The sequence below is a fragment of the Nonomuraea maritima genome (genome assembly GCF_900100395.1).
GTDB lineage: Bacteria > Actinomycetota > Actinomycetes > Streptosporangiales > Streptosporangiaceae > Nonomuraea > Nonomuraea maritima.
Map to the genome: position 1 here is coordinate 304,375 of NZ_FNFB01000001.1, position 15,493 is coordinate 319,867.

Below are 15,493 nucleotides of genomic sequence, written 5' to 3' on the forward strand. Positions count from 1 at the left end.
CGCGCGGCGGATGTCAGAGGGCGCTCAGCTCGTCCAGCTGGTCAGGGCTCAGCGACACCGTGGACGCGGCCAGGTTCTCCTCCAGATGGGCGACCGACGAGGTGCCCGGGATCGGCAGGGTCACCGGTGAGTGGGCGAGCAGCCAGGCCAGGCCGACCTGGGAGGGCGTGACGCCGAGCGCCTTGGCGACGTGCTCCAGCGGGCTCCCGTGCCCGGCCAGCGCGCCCTTGCCGATCGGGCTGTAGGGGATGAACGCGATCCCCTCGCGCTCGCAGTGCCGCAGCACCTCCTCGGAGGTGCGCAGGGTGACGTTGTAGCGGTTCTGCACGGAGACGATCTCGGCGACGCCCCTGGCCTGCTCCAGCTGCTCGACGGTCACCTCCGACAGGCCGATGGCGGCGATCTTGCCTTCGTCCTGCAGCGCCTTCAGCTCGCCCACCTGGTCCTCCAGCGGCACCTCGGGGTCGACGCGGTGCAGCTGCAGCAGGTCGAGCCGCTCGACGCCGAGCCGGCGCAGGCTCATCTCGACCTCCTGCCGCAGGTAGGCGGGGCGTCCCACGGTGTGCCACTCCCCCGGCCCGGTGCGCACGAACCCGGCCTTGGTCGCGATCAGCAACCCTTCCTGGTACGGGTGCAGCGCCGCACGGATGATCTCCTCGTTGACGTACGGCCCGTAGGAGTCGGCGGTGTCGATGAAGGTGACGCCGAGCTCGACCGCGCGACGCAGCACGCGCAGGGCCTCGTCGTGATCGCGCGGAGGCCCCCACACGCCTGGCCCGGTGAGGCTCATCGCTCCGTAGCCGAGCCGGTGCACCGTCTTGCCGGCGATGGTCAGCGTGCCCGTCAACGCGAGATCTATCGACATGGGTTCCCCGTTTCGTATGTCGGACGTGGGCCGTTTCCGGTCCGTGATCTAACGGATATCTGAGTCAATCTTCCCTATTTTGCATTTCATGAATACGTTTCCGGCTACGCGCAATTTTACGACTCCTGGCTCACCCTCCACCTTCGAGGAGCAACCATGCGTTCCCGACTGCGCAAGGGCGTGCTCGGCGCTCTCACTGCCGTGGCCGTTGCGGTCTCGCCGCTGGCCTTAACGGGCACGGCGAGCGCCGCCCCGGGCGGACCCGCCCACGAGCACGGCAAGGATCACCACCCGGGCAAGGGCCCGGGGAAGGACCACGGGAAGGACGCCGTCCGCAAGCTGGTCAAGGCCGTCTCCGGCAAGAACGTCAAGAAGCACCTGAAGGCGTTGCAGGCCATCGCCGACGCCAACGGCGGCAACCGCGTCGCGGGCAGCCCCGGGTTCGACGCCTCACGCGACTACGTGGCCAAGAAGCTGCGCGCCGCCGGGTACGACGTGACGATCCAGCCCTTCGAGTTCACCTTCGACGGCTACATCACCCCGCCGGTGCTGCAGCAGACCGCCCCCGCGCAGAAGACGTACACGTTCGGCTTCTTCTCCGACTACGTGGCGATGGGCGACGCGCCCGCGGGCTCGGCCGCCGGCACCGTCCAGGCCGTGGACCTCACCCTTCCGCCGGGACCGGACAACACCTCGACGTCGGGGTGTGAGCCGAGCGACTTCGCCGGTTTCGTGCCCGGCAACGTGGCGCTCATGCAGCGCGGCGTCTGCAACTTCCGGGTGAAGGTGGACAACGCCATGGCCGCCGGCGCCTCGGCCGCCATCGTGTTCAACGAGGGCCAGCCGGGCCGTACCGACGTGGACCTCAACCCGACGCTCGGCGGGCCGGGCGTGACGATCCCCGCGTTCTTCACCAGCTTCGCGGTGGGCCAGGAGCTGGCGGCCACCCCAGGCGCCGCGATCAGCATGAACTGGGACCCGATCGTCGAGCAGCGGACGACCTACAACGTGATCGCGCAGAGCAAGAAGGGCGACCCGAACAACGTCGTCATGCTCGGCTCGCACCTGGACAGCGTCCAGGAGGGGCCCGGCATCAACGACAACGGCTCCGGCAGTGCCGGCATCCTCGAGGTCGCGCTGAAGTTCGCCAAGACCAAGCCGAAGAACCAGATGCGCTTCGCCTTCTGGGGCGCCGAGGAGTTCGGCCTGCTCGGTTCCGACCACTACGTGGCCACCCTGTCCGAGGAGGAGCGCGCCAAGATCGCGCTGTACCTCAACTTCGACATGATCGCCTCGACCAACTACACGTTCGGCATCTACGACGGTGACGGCGACGCGTTCGGCACCGCCGGGCCCGCCGGGTCGGACGTGATCGAGGAGGACTTCGAGAAGTTCTTCGCCGCGAACCGGCAGCCGTTCACGGCGACCGCGTTCACCGGACGCTCCGACTACGGGCCCTTCATCGCGGTCGGCATCCCGTCTGGCGGCCTGTTCACCGGCGCCGAGGTGCGCAAGACCGAGGAGGAGGCCGCGATCTTCGGCGGCACGGCCGGCATCCCGCTCGACCCGTGCTACCACAGCGCGTGCGACACGATCGCCAACATCAGTGACAAGGCGCTCGACGTGAACTCCGACGCCATCGCGACGCTGGCGGCGACGTACGCGTTCGACACGGGCACGATCGGCACCGCCGAGCGCGCCCCGGCGGCGGCGAAGGCCGCGGCCGGCCACGGCCACACCCACAAGCCCGCGGACGCCGCGAGCTGACCTCGCGCGGAAGGGGCCGGCACCGCGAGGCCGGCCCCTTCCGCCGTACCAGGCCCTCCGGGCCATCGCCATCCAGGACGTCCCGGCCCCTTCCGCATGCCGGGACACCCGGGGGCCGCGGCCCCGCCGGGACACACGGGGCCACGGCCCCCTGGAACACAGGGGGTCGTACACAGGGCCCGCGCTCCGGAGTGGTCAGTGGCGGCGTTGGTGGCCGAAGCGGAGTGGTGGGCCAGGGTGTGCTCGTGCCGGGGCAGCCGACGGTGTCCCAGCGCTGCTGGTCGGTGAGGACGACGATCACATGGGGACGCGAAGGGCCGTCTCCCGTCCAGGCGGCACTACGGCGAACAGAACAGGGGGCCTCCCCGGGTTCGGGGCGGTGTCGCGGAGTACTTTGGAGCCGAACGGTTCGTCGGGGTGAAATAAGCGTACTTTTCGGTCGCATGAGGGCCGTCGCGCAGCGTGACGCTGCGCCCGCTGCCGGGTGAGGCGGGTGACCGGCGCGCCGCCCTGAGGTCTTCGCGGAAGGGGAACCACGATGACGCGGTTGAATCTGAACGGCACTCCCGTGGAGGCCGCCGCCGATCCCGGCACGCCGCTGCTCGACGTGCTGCGCGGCGAGATGGGCCTGGTCGGCACCCGGTTCGGCTGCGGGGCCGAGGCGTGCGGGGCGTGTTTCGTGCTGCTCGACGGCGCCGCGGTGGCCTCCTGCACCACCCCGTTGTCGGCCGTCGAGGGTCGTGACGTGGTGACGGTCGAGGGGCTCGCGCCGGGGGACGAACTGCATCCCGTCCAGCAGGCGATCCTCGACGAGCAGGCTGGGCAGTGCGGGTACTGCCTGTCAGGGATCATGGTCTCGGCCGCCGGGCTGCTGGCCCGCGACCCGCACCCGGACGAGGCGGCGGTGATCGCGGCTCTCGACCGCAACCTGTGCCGCTGCGGCGTCCAGCGCCGCGTCGTCCGCGCGGTGCTGCGGGCCGCAGGAGCGGAGGTGGCGCGATGAGCACGCCGGTGGAGGAGCGCGTCTCGATCTCGTCCGGCGGCGTGATCACGGTCATCGCGGGCAAGGTGGAGCTCGGCCAAGGGGTGCTGACGGCGCTGTCGCAGATCGCCGCCGACGCGCTCGGCGCCGACCTGGCGCAGGTGCGGCTGGTGGCCGCCCGTACCGATGGAGGGCCTGACGAGGGGCTCACGGCGGGGAGCCTGTCGATCCAGCGCGGGGGCCCGCCGCTGCGCGAGGCCTGCGCGCGCGTGCGCGCCGCCTGCGTCGCCGAGGCCGCCCGCCGCTGGGGCGTCTCCCCCGACGAGGTGACGGTACGGCGGGGCGAGTTCCGTTCCGGCGACCTGACCGCCACGTACGCTGACCTGGCCAAGGCCCTCGAACTCCCCATGGAGGACGTGCGGGCCGTCCAGGAGGAGCGCGACTACGTGGGCACCAGCGTGCCCCGCGTCGACCTGCCCGACAAGGTGGCCGGGCGACCCCGCTTCATCCACGACCTGCGGCTGCCCGACCAGTTGTACGGCCGTGTGCTCCGCCCGCCCTCCCCCGCCGCGCGGCTGGCCCGGCCGGCGCCCCTGCCGCAGGACCTGCGGGTCGTGCGCGACGGCTCGTTCCTCGGCGTGCTGGCCGAGACCGAGGCGGAGGCGGACCGGGCGCTCGGCCGGCTGCGCCGGCTGACCGAGTGGGACGACCACGACACGCTGCCCGACGAACGCGACCTGCGCACGTACCTGCGGGCGGGCCCACACGAGACCGTGCCGGTGTGCGAGGCGACCGGCGAGCCGCCCGAGGGCGAGGTGGTCGGCGCGACCTACAGCAGGCCGTTCCTGGCGCACGCCTCGATGGCGCCGAGCGCCGCCGCGGCCCGCTGGAACCCGGACGGGACGGTGGAGGTCTGGACCCACTCCCAGGGCCTGTTCCTGCTGCGCCGGGCCCTCGCCGACGTCCTCGGCCTCGACCTCGGACGCGTCGTGGTGCGGCACGTCGAGGGCGCCGGCTGCTACGGCCACAACGGCGCCGACGACGTGGCGCTCGACGCGGCCCTGCTGGCCCGCGAGTGCGGCGGCCGGCCGGTGCTCGTGCGGTGGAGCCGTGCGGACGAGCTGACGTGGTCGCCGTTCGGCTCCGCCATGTCCGTGGACGTCTCGGCGGTCGTGGACGCGGCCGGGTCGGTGCGTTCGTGGGAGTACGACGTGTGGAGCCAGGGCCACATCAGCCGCCCCACGTACGGAGGCGAGCCGAACCTGCTCGCGGGCGCCCACCTGGAGCGCCCGTGGACCTACCGGGCCGCCACCGACCCGCCGCCGCAGGCCGGAGCGGGCATGACGCGCAACGCCGAGCCCATCTACGACTTCCCGCGCGCCCGGATCACCGGCCACCGCCTGACCCGCACGCCGATCCGCTCGTCGGCGCTGCGCTCGCTCGGGGCGTTCATGAACGTCTTCGCCATCGAGTCGTTCATGGACGAGCTGGCCCTGGCCGCGGGGCGCGACCCGCTTGCGTACCGGCTGGACCACCTGAGCGACCCGCGCGGCCGCGAGGTGCTGCGGCGGGCCGCCGACGCGGCCGGCTGGGGACGGCCCGGGCTCGGGATCGGCTTCGCGCAGTACAAGGGGTACGGCGCGTACTGCGCGGCCGTCGCCGAGGTCGAGGCCGAGGAGGAGCTGCGGGTGCGCCGGCTCACCATCGCGGTGGACGTCGGCCTGGTCGTCAACCCCGACGGGGTGCGCAACCAGATCGAGGGCGGCGCCATCCAGGCGACCAGCTGGACACTCAAGGAACAGGTGCGGTTCGACCGGCGCGCGATCACCAGCCGCGACTGGGAGAGCTACCCGATCCTGCGGTTCAGCGAGACGCCGGAGGTGGTGGTGGAGCTGGTCGAGGACCCGGCGCAGCCGTCCGTGGGCGCGGGCGAGGCGGCGCAGGGCCCGGTGGCCGCGGCGATCGCCAACGCCGTCGCCGCGTCGGTCGAGGTCCGCGTCCGCGACCTGCCCATCACCAGGGACGCCGTCATCCGCGCGATGGGCTGACGTCCCGCGCGGGCATATCTCCATCAGCGTGGCGTACGAATCCCTCCGTCACTCTCCGTTACCTTGCGAGGGGGATGAGGGGGTCTGTTGTGAATGGTTCGGCACGCGTATGGGGACCCGGCGGGCGCGTCTCCCGCAGATCGTTCGTCACCGGCATGTTCGCCGCGATCAGCGCACCGGTGCTGGACCGCGCGGCGGACGCCGCCACCAGGGCGCAGCGGCCCTGGGGGACGCTGCTACGGGCCCGTCCCACGCGCATGGAGCTGGGCCGGCGGCAGGTCAGCACCTGGGCCTACAACGACGGCGTCCCCGGCCCGGTCATCCGGGCGACGGCGGGCGGCACCGTACGCGCGCGACTCGTCAACGGCCTGCCCGAGCCGACGACCGTGCACTGGCACGGCATCAGGCTGGCGTTCCCGATGGACGGCGCGCCCGGCCTCAGCCAGCGGCCGACGCAGCCAGGGGAGACGTTCGACTACGTCTTCACCGTCCCGGACGCGGGGACGTACTTCTACCACTCGCATGTCGGGATGCAGAACGACCGCGGCCTGTACGGAGCGCTGATCGTGGAGGACCCGCACGAGCCGCTCGGCTACGACGTGGAGTACACGGTCGTGCTCGACGACTGGCTCGACGGCGTCAACGGCACCCCGGACGAAGAGCTGCGCCGGCTGAACGCCTCAGAGGAGCACGACGACACCATCCGCAGCTCGGCGCTGGGCGGCGTCGCGGGCGAGACGCTCTATCCGTACTACCTGGTCAACGGGCGTCCGAAGGGAGACCCGGTGACGTTCGCCGGCCGGCCGGGGGCGCGGGCCAGGTTCCGGGTGATCAACGCCTCCGCCGACACCGCGTTCCGCTTCGCGATCGGCGGGCACCGGCTGACCGTCACGCACACCGACGGGTTCCCGTGCACGCCCGTCACCGTGGACACGGTCATGCTGGGCATGGGCGAGCGCTACGACCTGCTCGTGACGCTCGGGGACGGGGCTTTCCCGATGATGGCGGTGGCGGAGGGCAAGCGGGCGAAGGCGTACGCCGTCGTCCGGACGTCGCGCCGCGCGGCCGCGCCCCGCCGGGGCAGCCGCGTGCCGGAGCTGAACGGGCGGATGCTGGCCTACCGCGACCTGGACGCCCACCGCGCCGACCACCTGCCCGCGCCCGCGCGGAGCGTGCGGGTGCGGCTCGGCATGGAGCCGTCAGGGAACGAGTGGACGCTCAACGGCCGGCTGTACGACGACCCGCTGCGGCTGCGCGTCGACCAGGGCGAGACGATCAGGATCGTCCTGGAGAACGAGTCGCCGATGTGGCACCCGATGCACCTGCACGGCCACACCTTCCAGGTGCGCGGGAAGACGGGCCGGCGCGGGCCGCGCAAGGACACGGTGAACATCCTGCCGCGCGAACGCCTGTGGATCGACGTGCACGCGGACAACCCCGGCGAGTGGATGTTCCACTGCCACAACCTGTACCACCAGGAACAGGGCATGATGGGCCTGTTCGGCTACGGCCCCCCGCGCCGCGACCTCCACATGACCCACGGCGCACCCACCCGCCCCGGCGAAGCACGGGCCCAAGAAGCCGGGCACGGGAACGCGCACGGGAACGCGCACGGCAGCGGCGGCGGGCACGGGTGACGACGGCGAGGGCCGCCGGGGCACGGTGGCGATGACGAGCAGCCGCCGGGCCCCCGGACGGGGCCCGGCGGTCAGGCTCTGATCAGCCCCACACCTCGCGGGCGGTCTCGGCGATCAGGCGGAGCTTGGCGAACTGCTGCTCCTCGGTCAGCTCGTTGCCCTCCACCGTCGAGGAGAACCCGCACTGCGGCGACAGGCAGAGCTGGTCGAGGTCGATGTGCTTGGCCGCCTCGTCGATGCGCCGCTTGAGTGCGTCCTTCGACTCCAGCTCGCCGTGCTTGGTCGTGACCAGGCCGAGCACCACCATCTTGCCCTTGGGCACGAACCGCAGCGGCTCGAAGCCGCCCGAGCGCTCGTCGTCGTACTCGAGGAAGAAGCCGTCCACCTGCAGCTCGTTGAACAGGGCCTCGGCGACGTAGTCGTAGCCGCCAGAAGCCGCCCAGGAGGAGCGGAAGTTGCCGCGGCACATGTGCGTGGTGATCGTCATGCCCTCGGGCTTGGCGGCGAGCGCGGCGTTGATCTGCTTGATGTAGCGCAGGTGCATGTGGTCGGCGTCGTCGCCGCGCCCGGCCAGCTCGGCCCGCTGCGCCGGGTCGTTGAGGTAGGCGAGGCTGGTGTCGTCGAACTGCAGGTAGGTGCATCCGAGCGCGCCGATCGCGCGCACCTGCTCGGCGTAGGCGGCGCTCAGGTCGTGCCAGAACTCCTCGACGTCGGGGTAGACGTCGGGGTCGATGGCGGCCATGCCGCCCCGGTAGTGCACCATGCTGGGCGACGGGATGGTCAGCTTGGGCACGAGGCTCGACCCGTTCGCGGCGAGCGTGTCGCGCAGGAACGTGAAGTCGTCGGCGAAGACCGGCTCCTCCAGGCTGATCCGGTCGTGCACGCGCAGCGCGGCGGGGCTGAACTCGATGTCGCCCTGCTCGTTGTGGAAGCGGACGGTGATGCGCTCGTCGTCGGCCTGGCCGATGCCGCCCAGGCGGTAGATGAAGTCCATGTGCCAGGAGGCCCGGCGGAACTCTCCGTCGGTCGCGCTCTGCAGGCCGGCTTCTTCCTGACGGCGCACCACCTGCCTGATCGCCGCGTCCTCGGCCTCGCGCAGCGCCTCGCCGGTGAGGGTCTCGCGGGCGCGCAGCAACGCTGCAGGGCGGAGGAGGCTGCCGACGTGATCGGCACGGAAAGGCGGCGCGGTACGCATGGTCATCCTCCGTGGAGCTGTCTGAGGGGTGCTTTGAGCAGCTTGCCGACCGAGTTTTTCGGTAGATCGGCGACGAATTCAAGGTATTTCGGGATCTTGTAACGAGCGAGGCGGCCGTGCAGGTGCTTCAGCACCTCTTCAGGCTCGGCCGTCGTCTCGGGGCTGGGCACCACCAGAGCCTTGCCAACCTCGCCCCACCGCTCGTCGGGCACGCCGATCACCGCGCACTCCGCCACCGCGGGGTGCTCGTAGAGCGCGCTCTCCACCTCGGCGGGGTAGATGTTCTCGCCGCCGGAGATGATCACGTCGGTGATCCGGTCGGTGATGCGCACGTAGCCGTCCTCGTCGGCGATGCCGACGTCGCCGGAGCGGAACCAGCCGTCCTGCGTCAGCGCCTTCGCGGTCGCCTCGGGCCGCCGCCAGTAGCCGGGCGTGACGTTGGGGCCCTGCACGTACACCTCGCCGGGCTCGCCGGGCGCGGCCGGGGAGCCCTCGGACGTGACCAGCCGGACGTCGGAGAAGAAGCACGGCACCCCGGCCGTCCCTGCCTTGGCCACCGAGTACTCCGGCCCGAGGAACAGCGCGCCGGGCGACGTCTCGGTCATGCCGTACCCCTGCAGGAACGACAGCCCGCGCTCCTGGTACGTCCTGATCAGCGGCTCGGGCACCGGCGCGCCCCCGCACAGCAGGTGCCGCACGCTCGACAGGTCGGCGCCGGCCCAGCGCGGCGACCGCGCGAGGAACGCGAACATCGACGGCACCCCGAACATCACCGTGACGCGTTCCGACTCGACGAGGTCGAAGGTCCGGTCGACGTCGAACGACGGCTCCAGGATCGCCCGGCCGCCCTTGAGCACGGTCGGGAGCAGGGTCTGGGCCAGCGCCGCGATGTGGAACAGGGGCGCGCTGACCAGCGTCACCTCGTCGTGCGCCAGCGGCACGTCCACCAGCAGGTTGACGGTGTTCCAGGTGAGGTTGCCGTGCGTGAGCAGCGCCCCCTTGGGGCGGCCCGTCGTGCCGGAGGTGTACATGATCAGGCAGCCGTCGTCGGGACCGACGGGCTCGTCGATCGGCTCGGGCGAGCCGGAGGCGAGCAGGTCCTCGTAGTCGGCGGCCCGCAGGTGGCGTCCGGGTAAGCCGTCGCCGTCGTGCTCCTCGCCCAGCACGAGCAGCGCGGGCTCGGCGTCCTCCAGGATGAAGCGCAGCTCGGGCGGGGCGAGCCGGGTGTTGAGCGGGACGAACACCGCGCCGCGCAACCCCGCCGCGAAGAACGTCTCGACCGACGCGGGCTGGTTGGCGCCGAGGAAGGCGACCCGGTCGCCGCGCCCGACGTCGAGCGCGGACGCCAGCCGGTAGGCGCGGTCGCGCAGGTCACGGTAGGTGTGATGCCGGCCGCGGTGACTGATCGCGATCCGGTCGGGTGTCATGCGGGCCCTGCGCGCCGGCCACGAGCCAATCCCCTGGTTCCGCATCGGCACTCCTCCACGGGGTCAAAACCTCAAGTTAGGTCGCTGCGATCACTTCGTCCAGGTTTCGTCGGGTACGGCGTCCATCAGCCGGGCCACGATCTCGGCGGTCTCCGGACGGAAGCGCTCGTGCAGGGTGTGGCAGACCCGCTGGGCCTGCTCGGCCGGCCAGTCGTGCGGCAGATGGCGCAGCGGCAGCCGCGGGTCGGCCCTGATGAGCTGGAGCCAGCCGGTGAGCAGCAGCAGCGAGCGGGCCAGGTCGTCGGGCGCGTCGGGCGCGGGGTCGGCCCGGTCCCACTCGTCGATGAAGGCGCGGTAGCGGGCGCCCAGCCCGGTCAGGTCGTAGGCGTCGGCGACCACGGCCTGCATGTCGGTGGGCGTGCGCGGCTCGGCGGAGAAGACCTTCACGCCGGTGCCGAGGCCGGCGACCAGGTCGGTCGCGTCCACCTCGCCGGGGGCGATCCACAGGCCGTCGCGCAGCGGCCCGAACCCGGCCCAGACCAGCCGCGAGCGCAGCTCGTGCCGCTGGCGCTGCCACGACTCGGGCAGCGAGAAGCCGATGAGCGTCCAGCGGTCCTCGTCGGCGTCGTTGACCACGCCGCTGTGCCAGATGCGGCGTTCGCCGTCCTTGAGCACCGCGGTGCTGGCCGGGGTGAGGCCGAAGTACATGCGGCGGCCGACCCGGTGGCGACGCAGCAGCCCGCGCCGGACCATCCGCGACAGCGTCGAGCGGGTGGCCTCCTCCGAGATCCCCACCCGGGCGAAGGCGTCGATGAAACTTCGCGACGAGACGCAGATGTCGCGTCCGTATACATGATCCCCGAGGAAGGTCAGAATCACCGATTGGGGCCGCATGGCACCTTACCTCCCACGTCGAGGGGCATATTGGGCAGACTATTGACAGCCGTAATGTACCTGCCTACATTCGGGGGGCCACGCGAGGGGAACGCCGCCACCTGCCGCGAAAGAGGCGATCGGAGCGGCCGATTCCCCGGCGACCGAGCACCTCACCCAGTGGGGCCACCCCACGGTCCAGGAGGTCCTGATGCGCAGGCTTCTTCCGTCCCTCGCCTGTCTCGTCCTGGCGCTGACGGCGTGCGGCGGCGGGGGTGGTGGAGGCGGTGGTGGCGGCGGCGCCGACGACCCGATCAAGGTGGGCCTCATCGTCTCGCTGACCGGCAACTACACGCCGCTCGGCAGCGAGGACAAGAAGGCCGTCGAGCTGGCCGTCGAACAGGTCAACGCGCAGGGCGGGCTGCTCGGCCGCAAGGTCGAACTCGTCGTCCGCGACGACAAGACGGCCCCCGACCAGGGCATCGTGGCCTACAACCAGATCAAGGGCGAGATCGACGCGCTGATCGGGCCGGTGTTCTCCAACTCGGCCCTCGCGATCGAGCCGCTCGCGCAGCGCGACCGGATGCCGTACCTGTCGCTGGCCCCGGCGCAGGAACAGGTCGAGCCGATCAAGTCGTACATCTTCGTCACGCCCGCGCTGTCCAGCATGTACGCCGAGAACTACCTGCAGTACATCCAGGCCCAGGGCATCAAGACGATCGCCGTGGCCTGGGACTCCAAGAGCGCCTACTCGGTGTCCGGGCACGACGCGATGGTCGAGCTCGCCTCCAAGTACGGCGTGACGATCGGCCTGGACGAGCCGTACGAGACGACCACCTCCGACTTCAGCGCGCTGTTCCAGCACGTGCGCGACTCGGACGCCGAGGCGCTGGTGTTCTGGGGCTCGGGCGCGCCCGGCGTGACGGCGGCCAAGCAGTACGTGGCCTCCGGGCTGGAGACGCCGCTCTACCTCACGGCGTCGCAGGCCAGCAAGCTGTGGCTGGAGCCGATGGGCAAGGACGCCGAGGGCATGACCGTGCAGAGCGCCATCGGCGTGGTCGGCGAGCACCTGCCCGCGGGCAAGCAGAAGCAGGTCATCGACCAGATGGCGGTGCCGTACAAGGACAAGCACGGCTACCCGCCCCCGCAGTTCGCGCAGGACGGCTACAGCGCGAGCCTGCTGCTGTTCGAGGCGATCAGGAAGGCGAACGGCACCGACAAGACCAAGGTCCAGCAGGCGCTGGAGACCATGGACCTGATCACGCCGAACGGGCGCTTCCAGTACTCCCCCACCGACCATTCCGGGCTCGGCCCCCAGTTCATCTCGGTCAACACCGTGCGCGACGGGGCGTTCGTCCCCACGGAATGGGCCACCGAGCAGCTGACCAAGACCGTCACCGCCCTCGGGTGAGCGCGTGCTGACGGTCACGGGGCTCTCCCGCTCCTTCGGCGGCGTCTACGCCGTGCGCGACGTCTCGCTGTCCGTCGCCGACGGCGAGGTCTGCGGCGTCATCGGCCCGAACGGAGCCGGCAAGTCCACGCTGTTCAACCTCATCACCGGGCACCTGACGGCCGACCGCGGCGAGATCTCGTTCGGCGGCCGGCGGGTCGAGCGGCTGGCCCCGCACCGGCGGGCCAGGCTCGGCATGTCGATCGTCTTCCAGGCGGCCCGGGTGTTCCACGGCATGACCGTCCGCGAGAACGTCATGGTCGGCATGCACGGCCGTACGCGGGCCGGGTTCGTCGCGGCGGCGCTGCGGCTGCCGCGGCACCGGAGCGACGAGCGGGAGATCGCCGCCGAGGCCGAGCACGCCATCGACCGCGTCGGCCTGGCCGAGTGGGCCGACCGGCCCGCCGACCGGCTGCCGATCGGGCAGCAGCGGGCGCTGCAGCTGGCCCGCGCCCTGTGCGCGCGGCCCCGGCTGCTGCTGCTCGACGAGCCCGCCTCCGGGCTGCGCGCCGAGGAGCGCGAACGCCTGGCGGCGCTGGTCGAGGAGCTGCGCGCGGGCGGCCTGACGATCCTGCTCGTCGAGCACGACGTCGCGTTCGTGACCCGGCTCGCCGACCGCGTCACGGTGCTCGACCTCGGCCAGGTCATCGCCGACGGCCCGCCCGCCGAGGTGCGGGCCGACCCGCTGGTGCGCGCCGCCTACCTCGGGCAAGCCTCATGATCGACGTCCAGGACCTGGTGGTCTCGTACGGCACCGCCACCGCGCTCGAGCACGTCACGCTCACGGTGGCCGCGGGCGAGATGGTCGCCCTGCTCGGCCCGAACGGAGCCGGCAAGTCCACCCTCGCCAACACCCTCGCCGGGCTCATCACGCCGGCGGCGGGCACCGTCGCGATCGGCGGACGGCTGGCGCTCATCCCGGAGGGCCGCCAGCTCTTCCCCGACCTGACGGTGGCCGACAACCTGGCGCTCGGCGGCTGGCGGTCCGGCCGGCGCGACCCGTCCCCCGTCTACGACCTGCTGCCCCGCCTGGCCGAGCTGGCCGGGCGGCGGGCGGGCGTGCTGTCGGGCGGCGAGCAGCAGATGGTGGCGTTCGGGCGGGCGATGATGTCCGACCCCGACGCGCTCGTGGTCGACGAGCTCTCCCTCGGCCTCGCGCCCAACGTGACCGCGGGCCTGGCCGCCCACCTGACCGAGCTGAACCGCGAACGGGGGCTCACCGTGCTGCTCATCGAGCAGAACGCGCGGCTCGCCTTCGACCTGTGCCATCGGGCGTACGTGCTGGAGTCGGGGCGGCTGGTGACCGAGGGGGCGTGCGCCGACCTGGCCGACGACCCCCGGGTGGCCGGCGCCTACCTGGGAGGCGCGATCACATGAGCGCGTTCCTGACGTACCTGCTCAACGGCCTGGCGGTGGGCTGCGCCATCGCGCTCATCGCGAGCGGCCTGGTCGTCATCCACCGGGTCACCGGCGTGGTGAACTTCGCGCAGGGCACGTTCGCCGTGGTGGCCGGGTTGTGCGTGTCGTCGCTGCTCGGGCTCGGGTTGCCGCACGGCGTCAGCGAGCTGGCCGCCGTCGCGGTGGCGGCGCTCGCGGGCCTGCTCGCCGGGGTGGCGGCCGTCGGCAGGCGCGGCACCACGCCGCTGTCGTCGCTGATCGTCACGCTGGGCGTGGGCGTGCTCGCGTACGCCGTCGAGATCGTGCTCTGGGGCGACCAGCCGCGCTCGGCGCCCGGACTCGCCGGCTCGCTGAGCCTCGCGGGCGCCCGCATCCAGACCCAGCACCTGCTGGTCATCGCGGTGACCGCGGCCACGTTCGCGCTGCTCGCGCTCTTCTTCGGACGCACCTACCTGGGCAAGGCGCTGACGGCGTGCGCCTCCAACCCGTACGCGGCCCGCGTCGTCGGCATCGACGTGCGGCGCATGGGCCTGCTGGCGTTCGCGCTCGGCGGGCTGCTCGGCGGCCTGGCCGGGGTGCTGGTGACGCCGCTGCGGCCGATCTCGTTCGACACCGACGTCACGCTCATCGTCAACGGCTTCGCCGCCGCCGTCTTCGGGGCGCTCACCCGGCCGGTCGTCACGCTCGTCGGCGCGCTGCTGCTGGGCGTGGCCGAGACCATGGCCGCCGGCTACGGCTACGGGTCGCACCAGCTGGAGGTGGCGCTGGGTCTCATGATCGTCGTCATGATCGTTCAGGCGAGCCGCCGCTCGGCCCTGTCCCAGGAGGTCACATGATCGGGCGCGTGGCGGTGCTCGCGGTCGCCGCCGTGACGCTCGCGCTGCCCGCGGTGCTCGACGACAGCTCGCTGGCCGTCTACGTGCTGCTGGGCCTCGCCGCGATGGTCACCGTCGGGGTGTCGCTGCTCATGGGGTACGCGGGCCAGGTCTCGCTGGGACAGGGCGCCTTCTACGCCATCGGCGCGTACACGGCGGCGCTGCTCGCGCTCGGCGGGGCGCCGCCGCTCGTGGGGCTGGTCGCCGCGCCCGTGGCCGCGGCCGTGTCGGCGATGGTCATCGGTACGCCCCTGCTGCGGCTGCGCGGCCACCACCTGGCGTTCGCGACCCTCGCCGTGCAGCTCATCCTGCTCTCGGTGACCGGGCAGCTGGAGTTCACCGGCGGCGACATCGGCCTGCAAGGCATCCCGCAGTTCGGCGTCGGCTCGTGGGAGGCGAGCGGGGCGGCGGCCTACGCGTACCTGACGTGGGCCGGGCTCGCGCTGGTCATCCTGGTGACCAGGAACGTCATCGCCTCGCGGCCGGGCCGCGCCCTGCGCGCGCTGGCCACCAGCGAGACCGCCGCGGCCTCCTCCGGCATCCCCGTGGGCCGCTACAAGCTCGTGGTGTTCACACTGTCGGCGGCCTTCGCCGGGCTGGCCGGCGGCATCTACTGCTTCTACACCGGCTACGTCGCCCCCGGCTCGTTCCCGGTGCTCATCTCCATCCAGTACATCGTCATGGCCGTGGTCGGCGGGCTCGGCACCGTCTGGGGCGCCCTCGTCGGGGCGGGCGCGATCACGCTGCTCGTGCAGGGGCTGGACAGCCTCGCCACGCTTCCCGGCATGCCGTCGTACGCGCCGAGCGTGCTGTCGTACGCCGTGTACGCGGTCGTGCTCATCGGCATGGTGCTGTTCATGCCGCAGGGCCTCGTGCCCGCCGTCTCCTCCCGGCTGTCGGGAAAGAAGCGGCGCGAGCCGTCGTATCGGTGAGTTCACCGGCGGGCCCTTCTCGGCCATGACTTCGCGGGTGACAC

The 15,493-nt window shown here is 72.1% G+C and carries 13 protein-coding genes; 9 read left to right on the forward strand and 4 right to left on the reverse strand.

Annotated elements, in window-relative coordinates:
• Positions 1-13: 13 nt before the first annotated feature.
• The gene (locus BLR04_RS01525; RefSeq protein ID WP_090758732.1) at positions 14-865 is read right to left on the reverse strand and encodes an aldo/keto reductase; all 852 of its coding nucleotides are present in this window, start codon (positions 863-865) and stop codon (positions 14-16) included.
• 156 nt (positions 866-1,021) lie between these two features.
• On the opposite strand from BLR04_RS01525, the gene BLR04_RS01530 reads away from it, so the two are divergent.
• From BLR04_RS01530 to BLR04_RS01545, 4 genes are all read left to right on the forward strand, one after another.
• Positions 1,022-2,632: a M28 family metallopeptidase gene (locus BLR04_RS01530; protein WP_090758734.1), complete on the forward strand. Its 1,611-nt coding sequence runs from the start codon at positions 1,022-1,024 to the stop codon at positions 2,630-2,632.
• Positions 2,633-3,170: 538 nt separating this feature from the next.
• The gene (locus tag BLR04_RS01535; RefSeq protein ID WP_090758736.1) at positions 3,171-3,635 is read left to right on the forward strand and encodes a (2Fe-2S)-binding protein; all 465 of its coding nucleotides are present in this window, start codon (positions 3,171-3,173) and stop codon (positions 3,633-3,635) included.
• Positions 3,632-5,662, forward strand: a complete 2,031-nt coding sequence (locus tag BLR04_RS01540) for a molybdopterin cofactor-binding domain-containing protein (RefSeq protein WP_090758738.1) — start codon at positions 3,632-3,634, stop codon at positions 5,660-5,662. Before BLR04_RS01535 ends, BLR04_RS01540 begins: the two co-directional genes overlap by 4 nt.
• A gap of 89 nt (positions 5,663-5,751) precedes the next feature.
• A complete protein-coding gene (locus BLR04_RS01545; protein ID WP_245739955.1) occupies positions 5,752-7,299 on the forward strand; it encodes a multicopper oxidase family protein in 1,548 nt (515 codons plus the stop codon).
• A gap of 82 nt (positions 7,300-7,381) precedes the next feature.
• Here BLR04_RS01545 and BLR04_RS01550 read toward each other — a convergent pair whose 3' ends face one another.
• From BLR04_RS01550 to BLR04_RS01560, 3 genes are read right to left on the reverse strand one after another with little or no spacing between them, the layout of a single operon-like run.
• On the reverse strand, positions 7,382-8,494 hold the full coding sequence (locus BLR04_RS01550; RefSeq protein ID WP_245739957.1) for a 5-methyltetrahydropteroyltriglutamate--homocysteine S-methyltransferase: 1,113 nt from the start codon (positions 8,492-8,494) through the stop codon (positions 7,382-7,384).
• Between the two features lie 2 nt (positions 8,495-8,496).
• Positions 8,497-9,966, reverse strand: coding sequence for an acyl-CoA synthetase (locus BLR04_RS01555; RefSeq protein ID WP_090758744.1), 1,470 nt, complete (start codon positions 9,964-9,966; stop codon positions 8,497-8,499).
• A gap of 45 nt (positions 9,967-10,011) precedes the next feature.
• A complete protein-coding gene (locus BLR04_RS01560) occupies positions 10,012-10,815 on the reverse strand; it encodes a PaaX family transcriptional regulator (RefSeq protein ID WP_090758746.1) in 804 nt (267 codons plus the stop codon).
• A gap of 190 nt (positions 10,816-11,005) precedes the next feature.
• On the opposite strand from BLR04_RS01560, the gene BLR04_RS01565 reads away from it, so the two are divergent.
• From BLR04_RS01565 to BLR04_RS01585, 5 genes are read left to right on the forward strand one after another with little or no spacing between them, the layout of a single operon-like run.
• On the forward strand, positions 11,006-12,205 hold the full coding sequence (locus tag BLR04_RS01565) for an ABC transporter substrate-binding protein (RefSeq protein WP_090758748.1): 1,200 nt from the start codon (positions 11,006-11,008) through the stop codon (positions 12,203-12,205).
• Positions 12,206-12,209: 4 nt separating this feature from the next.
• Complete coding sequence (locus BLR04_RS01570) at positions 12,210-12,965, forward strand: ABC transporter ATP-binding protein (protein ID WP_090758750.1); 756 nt, start codon at positions 12,210-12,212, stop codon at positions 12,963-12,965.
• Positions 12,962-13,621 carry an ABC transporter ATP-binding protein gene (locus BLR04_RS01575; RefSeq protein WP_090758752.1) on the forward strand — a complete coding sequence of 220 codons (660 nt, stop codon included), beginning with the start codon at positions 12,962-12,964 and terminating at the stop codon, positions 13,619-13,621. The genes BLR04_RS01570 and BLR04_RS01575 overlap by 4 nt, the downstream gene beginning before the upstream one ends.
• Positions 13,618-14,478 (forward strand): branched-chain amino acid ABC transporter permease, encoded by an 861-nt coding sequence (locus BLR04_RS01580; RefSeq protein WP_090758754.1) that lies wholly within the window; start codon positions 13,618-13,620, stop codon positions 14,476-14,478. Before BLR04_RS01575 ends, BLR04_RS01580 begins: the two co-directional genes overlap by 4 nt.
• Positions 14,475-15,449 carry a branched-chain amino acid ABC transporter permease gene (locus BLR04_RS01585; protein WP_090758756.1) on the forward strand — a complete coding sequence of 325 codons (975 nt, stop codon included), beginning with the start codon at positions 14,475-14,477 and terminating at the stop codon, positions 15,447-15,449. The genes BLR04_RS01580 and BLR04_RS01585 overlap by 4 nt, the downstream gene beginning before the upstream one ends.
• The last annotated feature ends 44 nt before the right edge of the window (positions 15,450-15,493 follow it).

Bases quoted from the DNA above. Each gene is read 5' to 3' on its own strand.
- BLR04_RS01585 (WP_090758756.1), top strand. From the start codon at position 14,475: ATGATCGGGCGCGTGGCGGTGCTCGCGGTCGCCGCCGTGACGCTCGCG.
- BLR04_RS01530 (WP_090758734.1), top strand. From the start codon at position 1,022: ATGCGTTCCCGACTGCGCAAGGGCGTGCTCGGCGCTCTCACTGCCGTG.
- BLR04_RS01565 (WP_090758748.1), top strand. From the start codon at position 11,006: ATGCGCAGGCTTCTTCCGTCCCTCGCCTGTCTCGTCCTGGCGCTGACG.
- BLR04_RS01555 (WP_090758744.1), bottom strand. From the start codon at position 9,966: ATGCGGAACCAGGGGATTGGCTCGTGGCCGGCGCGCAGGGCCCGCATG.
- BLR04_RS01580 (WP_090758754.1), top strand. From the start codon at position 13,618: ATGAGCGCGTTCCTGACGTACCTGCTCAACGGCCTGGCGGTGGGCTGC.
- BLR04_RS01525 (WP_090758732.1), bottom strand. From the start codon at position 865: ATGTCGATAGATCTCGCGTTGACGGGCACGCTGACCATCGCCGGCAAG.
- BLR04_RS01540 (WP_090758738.1), top strand. From the start codon at position 3,632: ATGAGCACGCCGGTGGAGGAGCGCGTCTCGATCTCGTCCGGCGGCGTG.
- BLR04_RS01550 (WP_245739957.1), bottom strand. From the start codon at position 8,494: ATGCGTACCGCGCCGCCTTTCCGTGCCGATCACGTCGGCAGCCTCCTC.
- BLR04_RS01575 (WP_090758752.1), top strand. From the start codon at position 12,962: ATGATCGACGTCCAGGACCTGGTGGTCTCGTACGGCACCGCCACCGCG.
- BLR04_RS01535 (WP_090758736.1), top strand. From the start codon at position 3,171: ATGACGCGGTTGAATCTGAACGGCACTCCCGTGGAGGCCGCCGCCGAT.
- BLR04_RS01560 (WP_090758746.1), bottom strand. From the start codon at position 10,815: ATGCGGCCCCAATCGGTGATTCTGACCTTCCTCGGGGATCATGTATAC.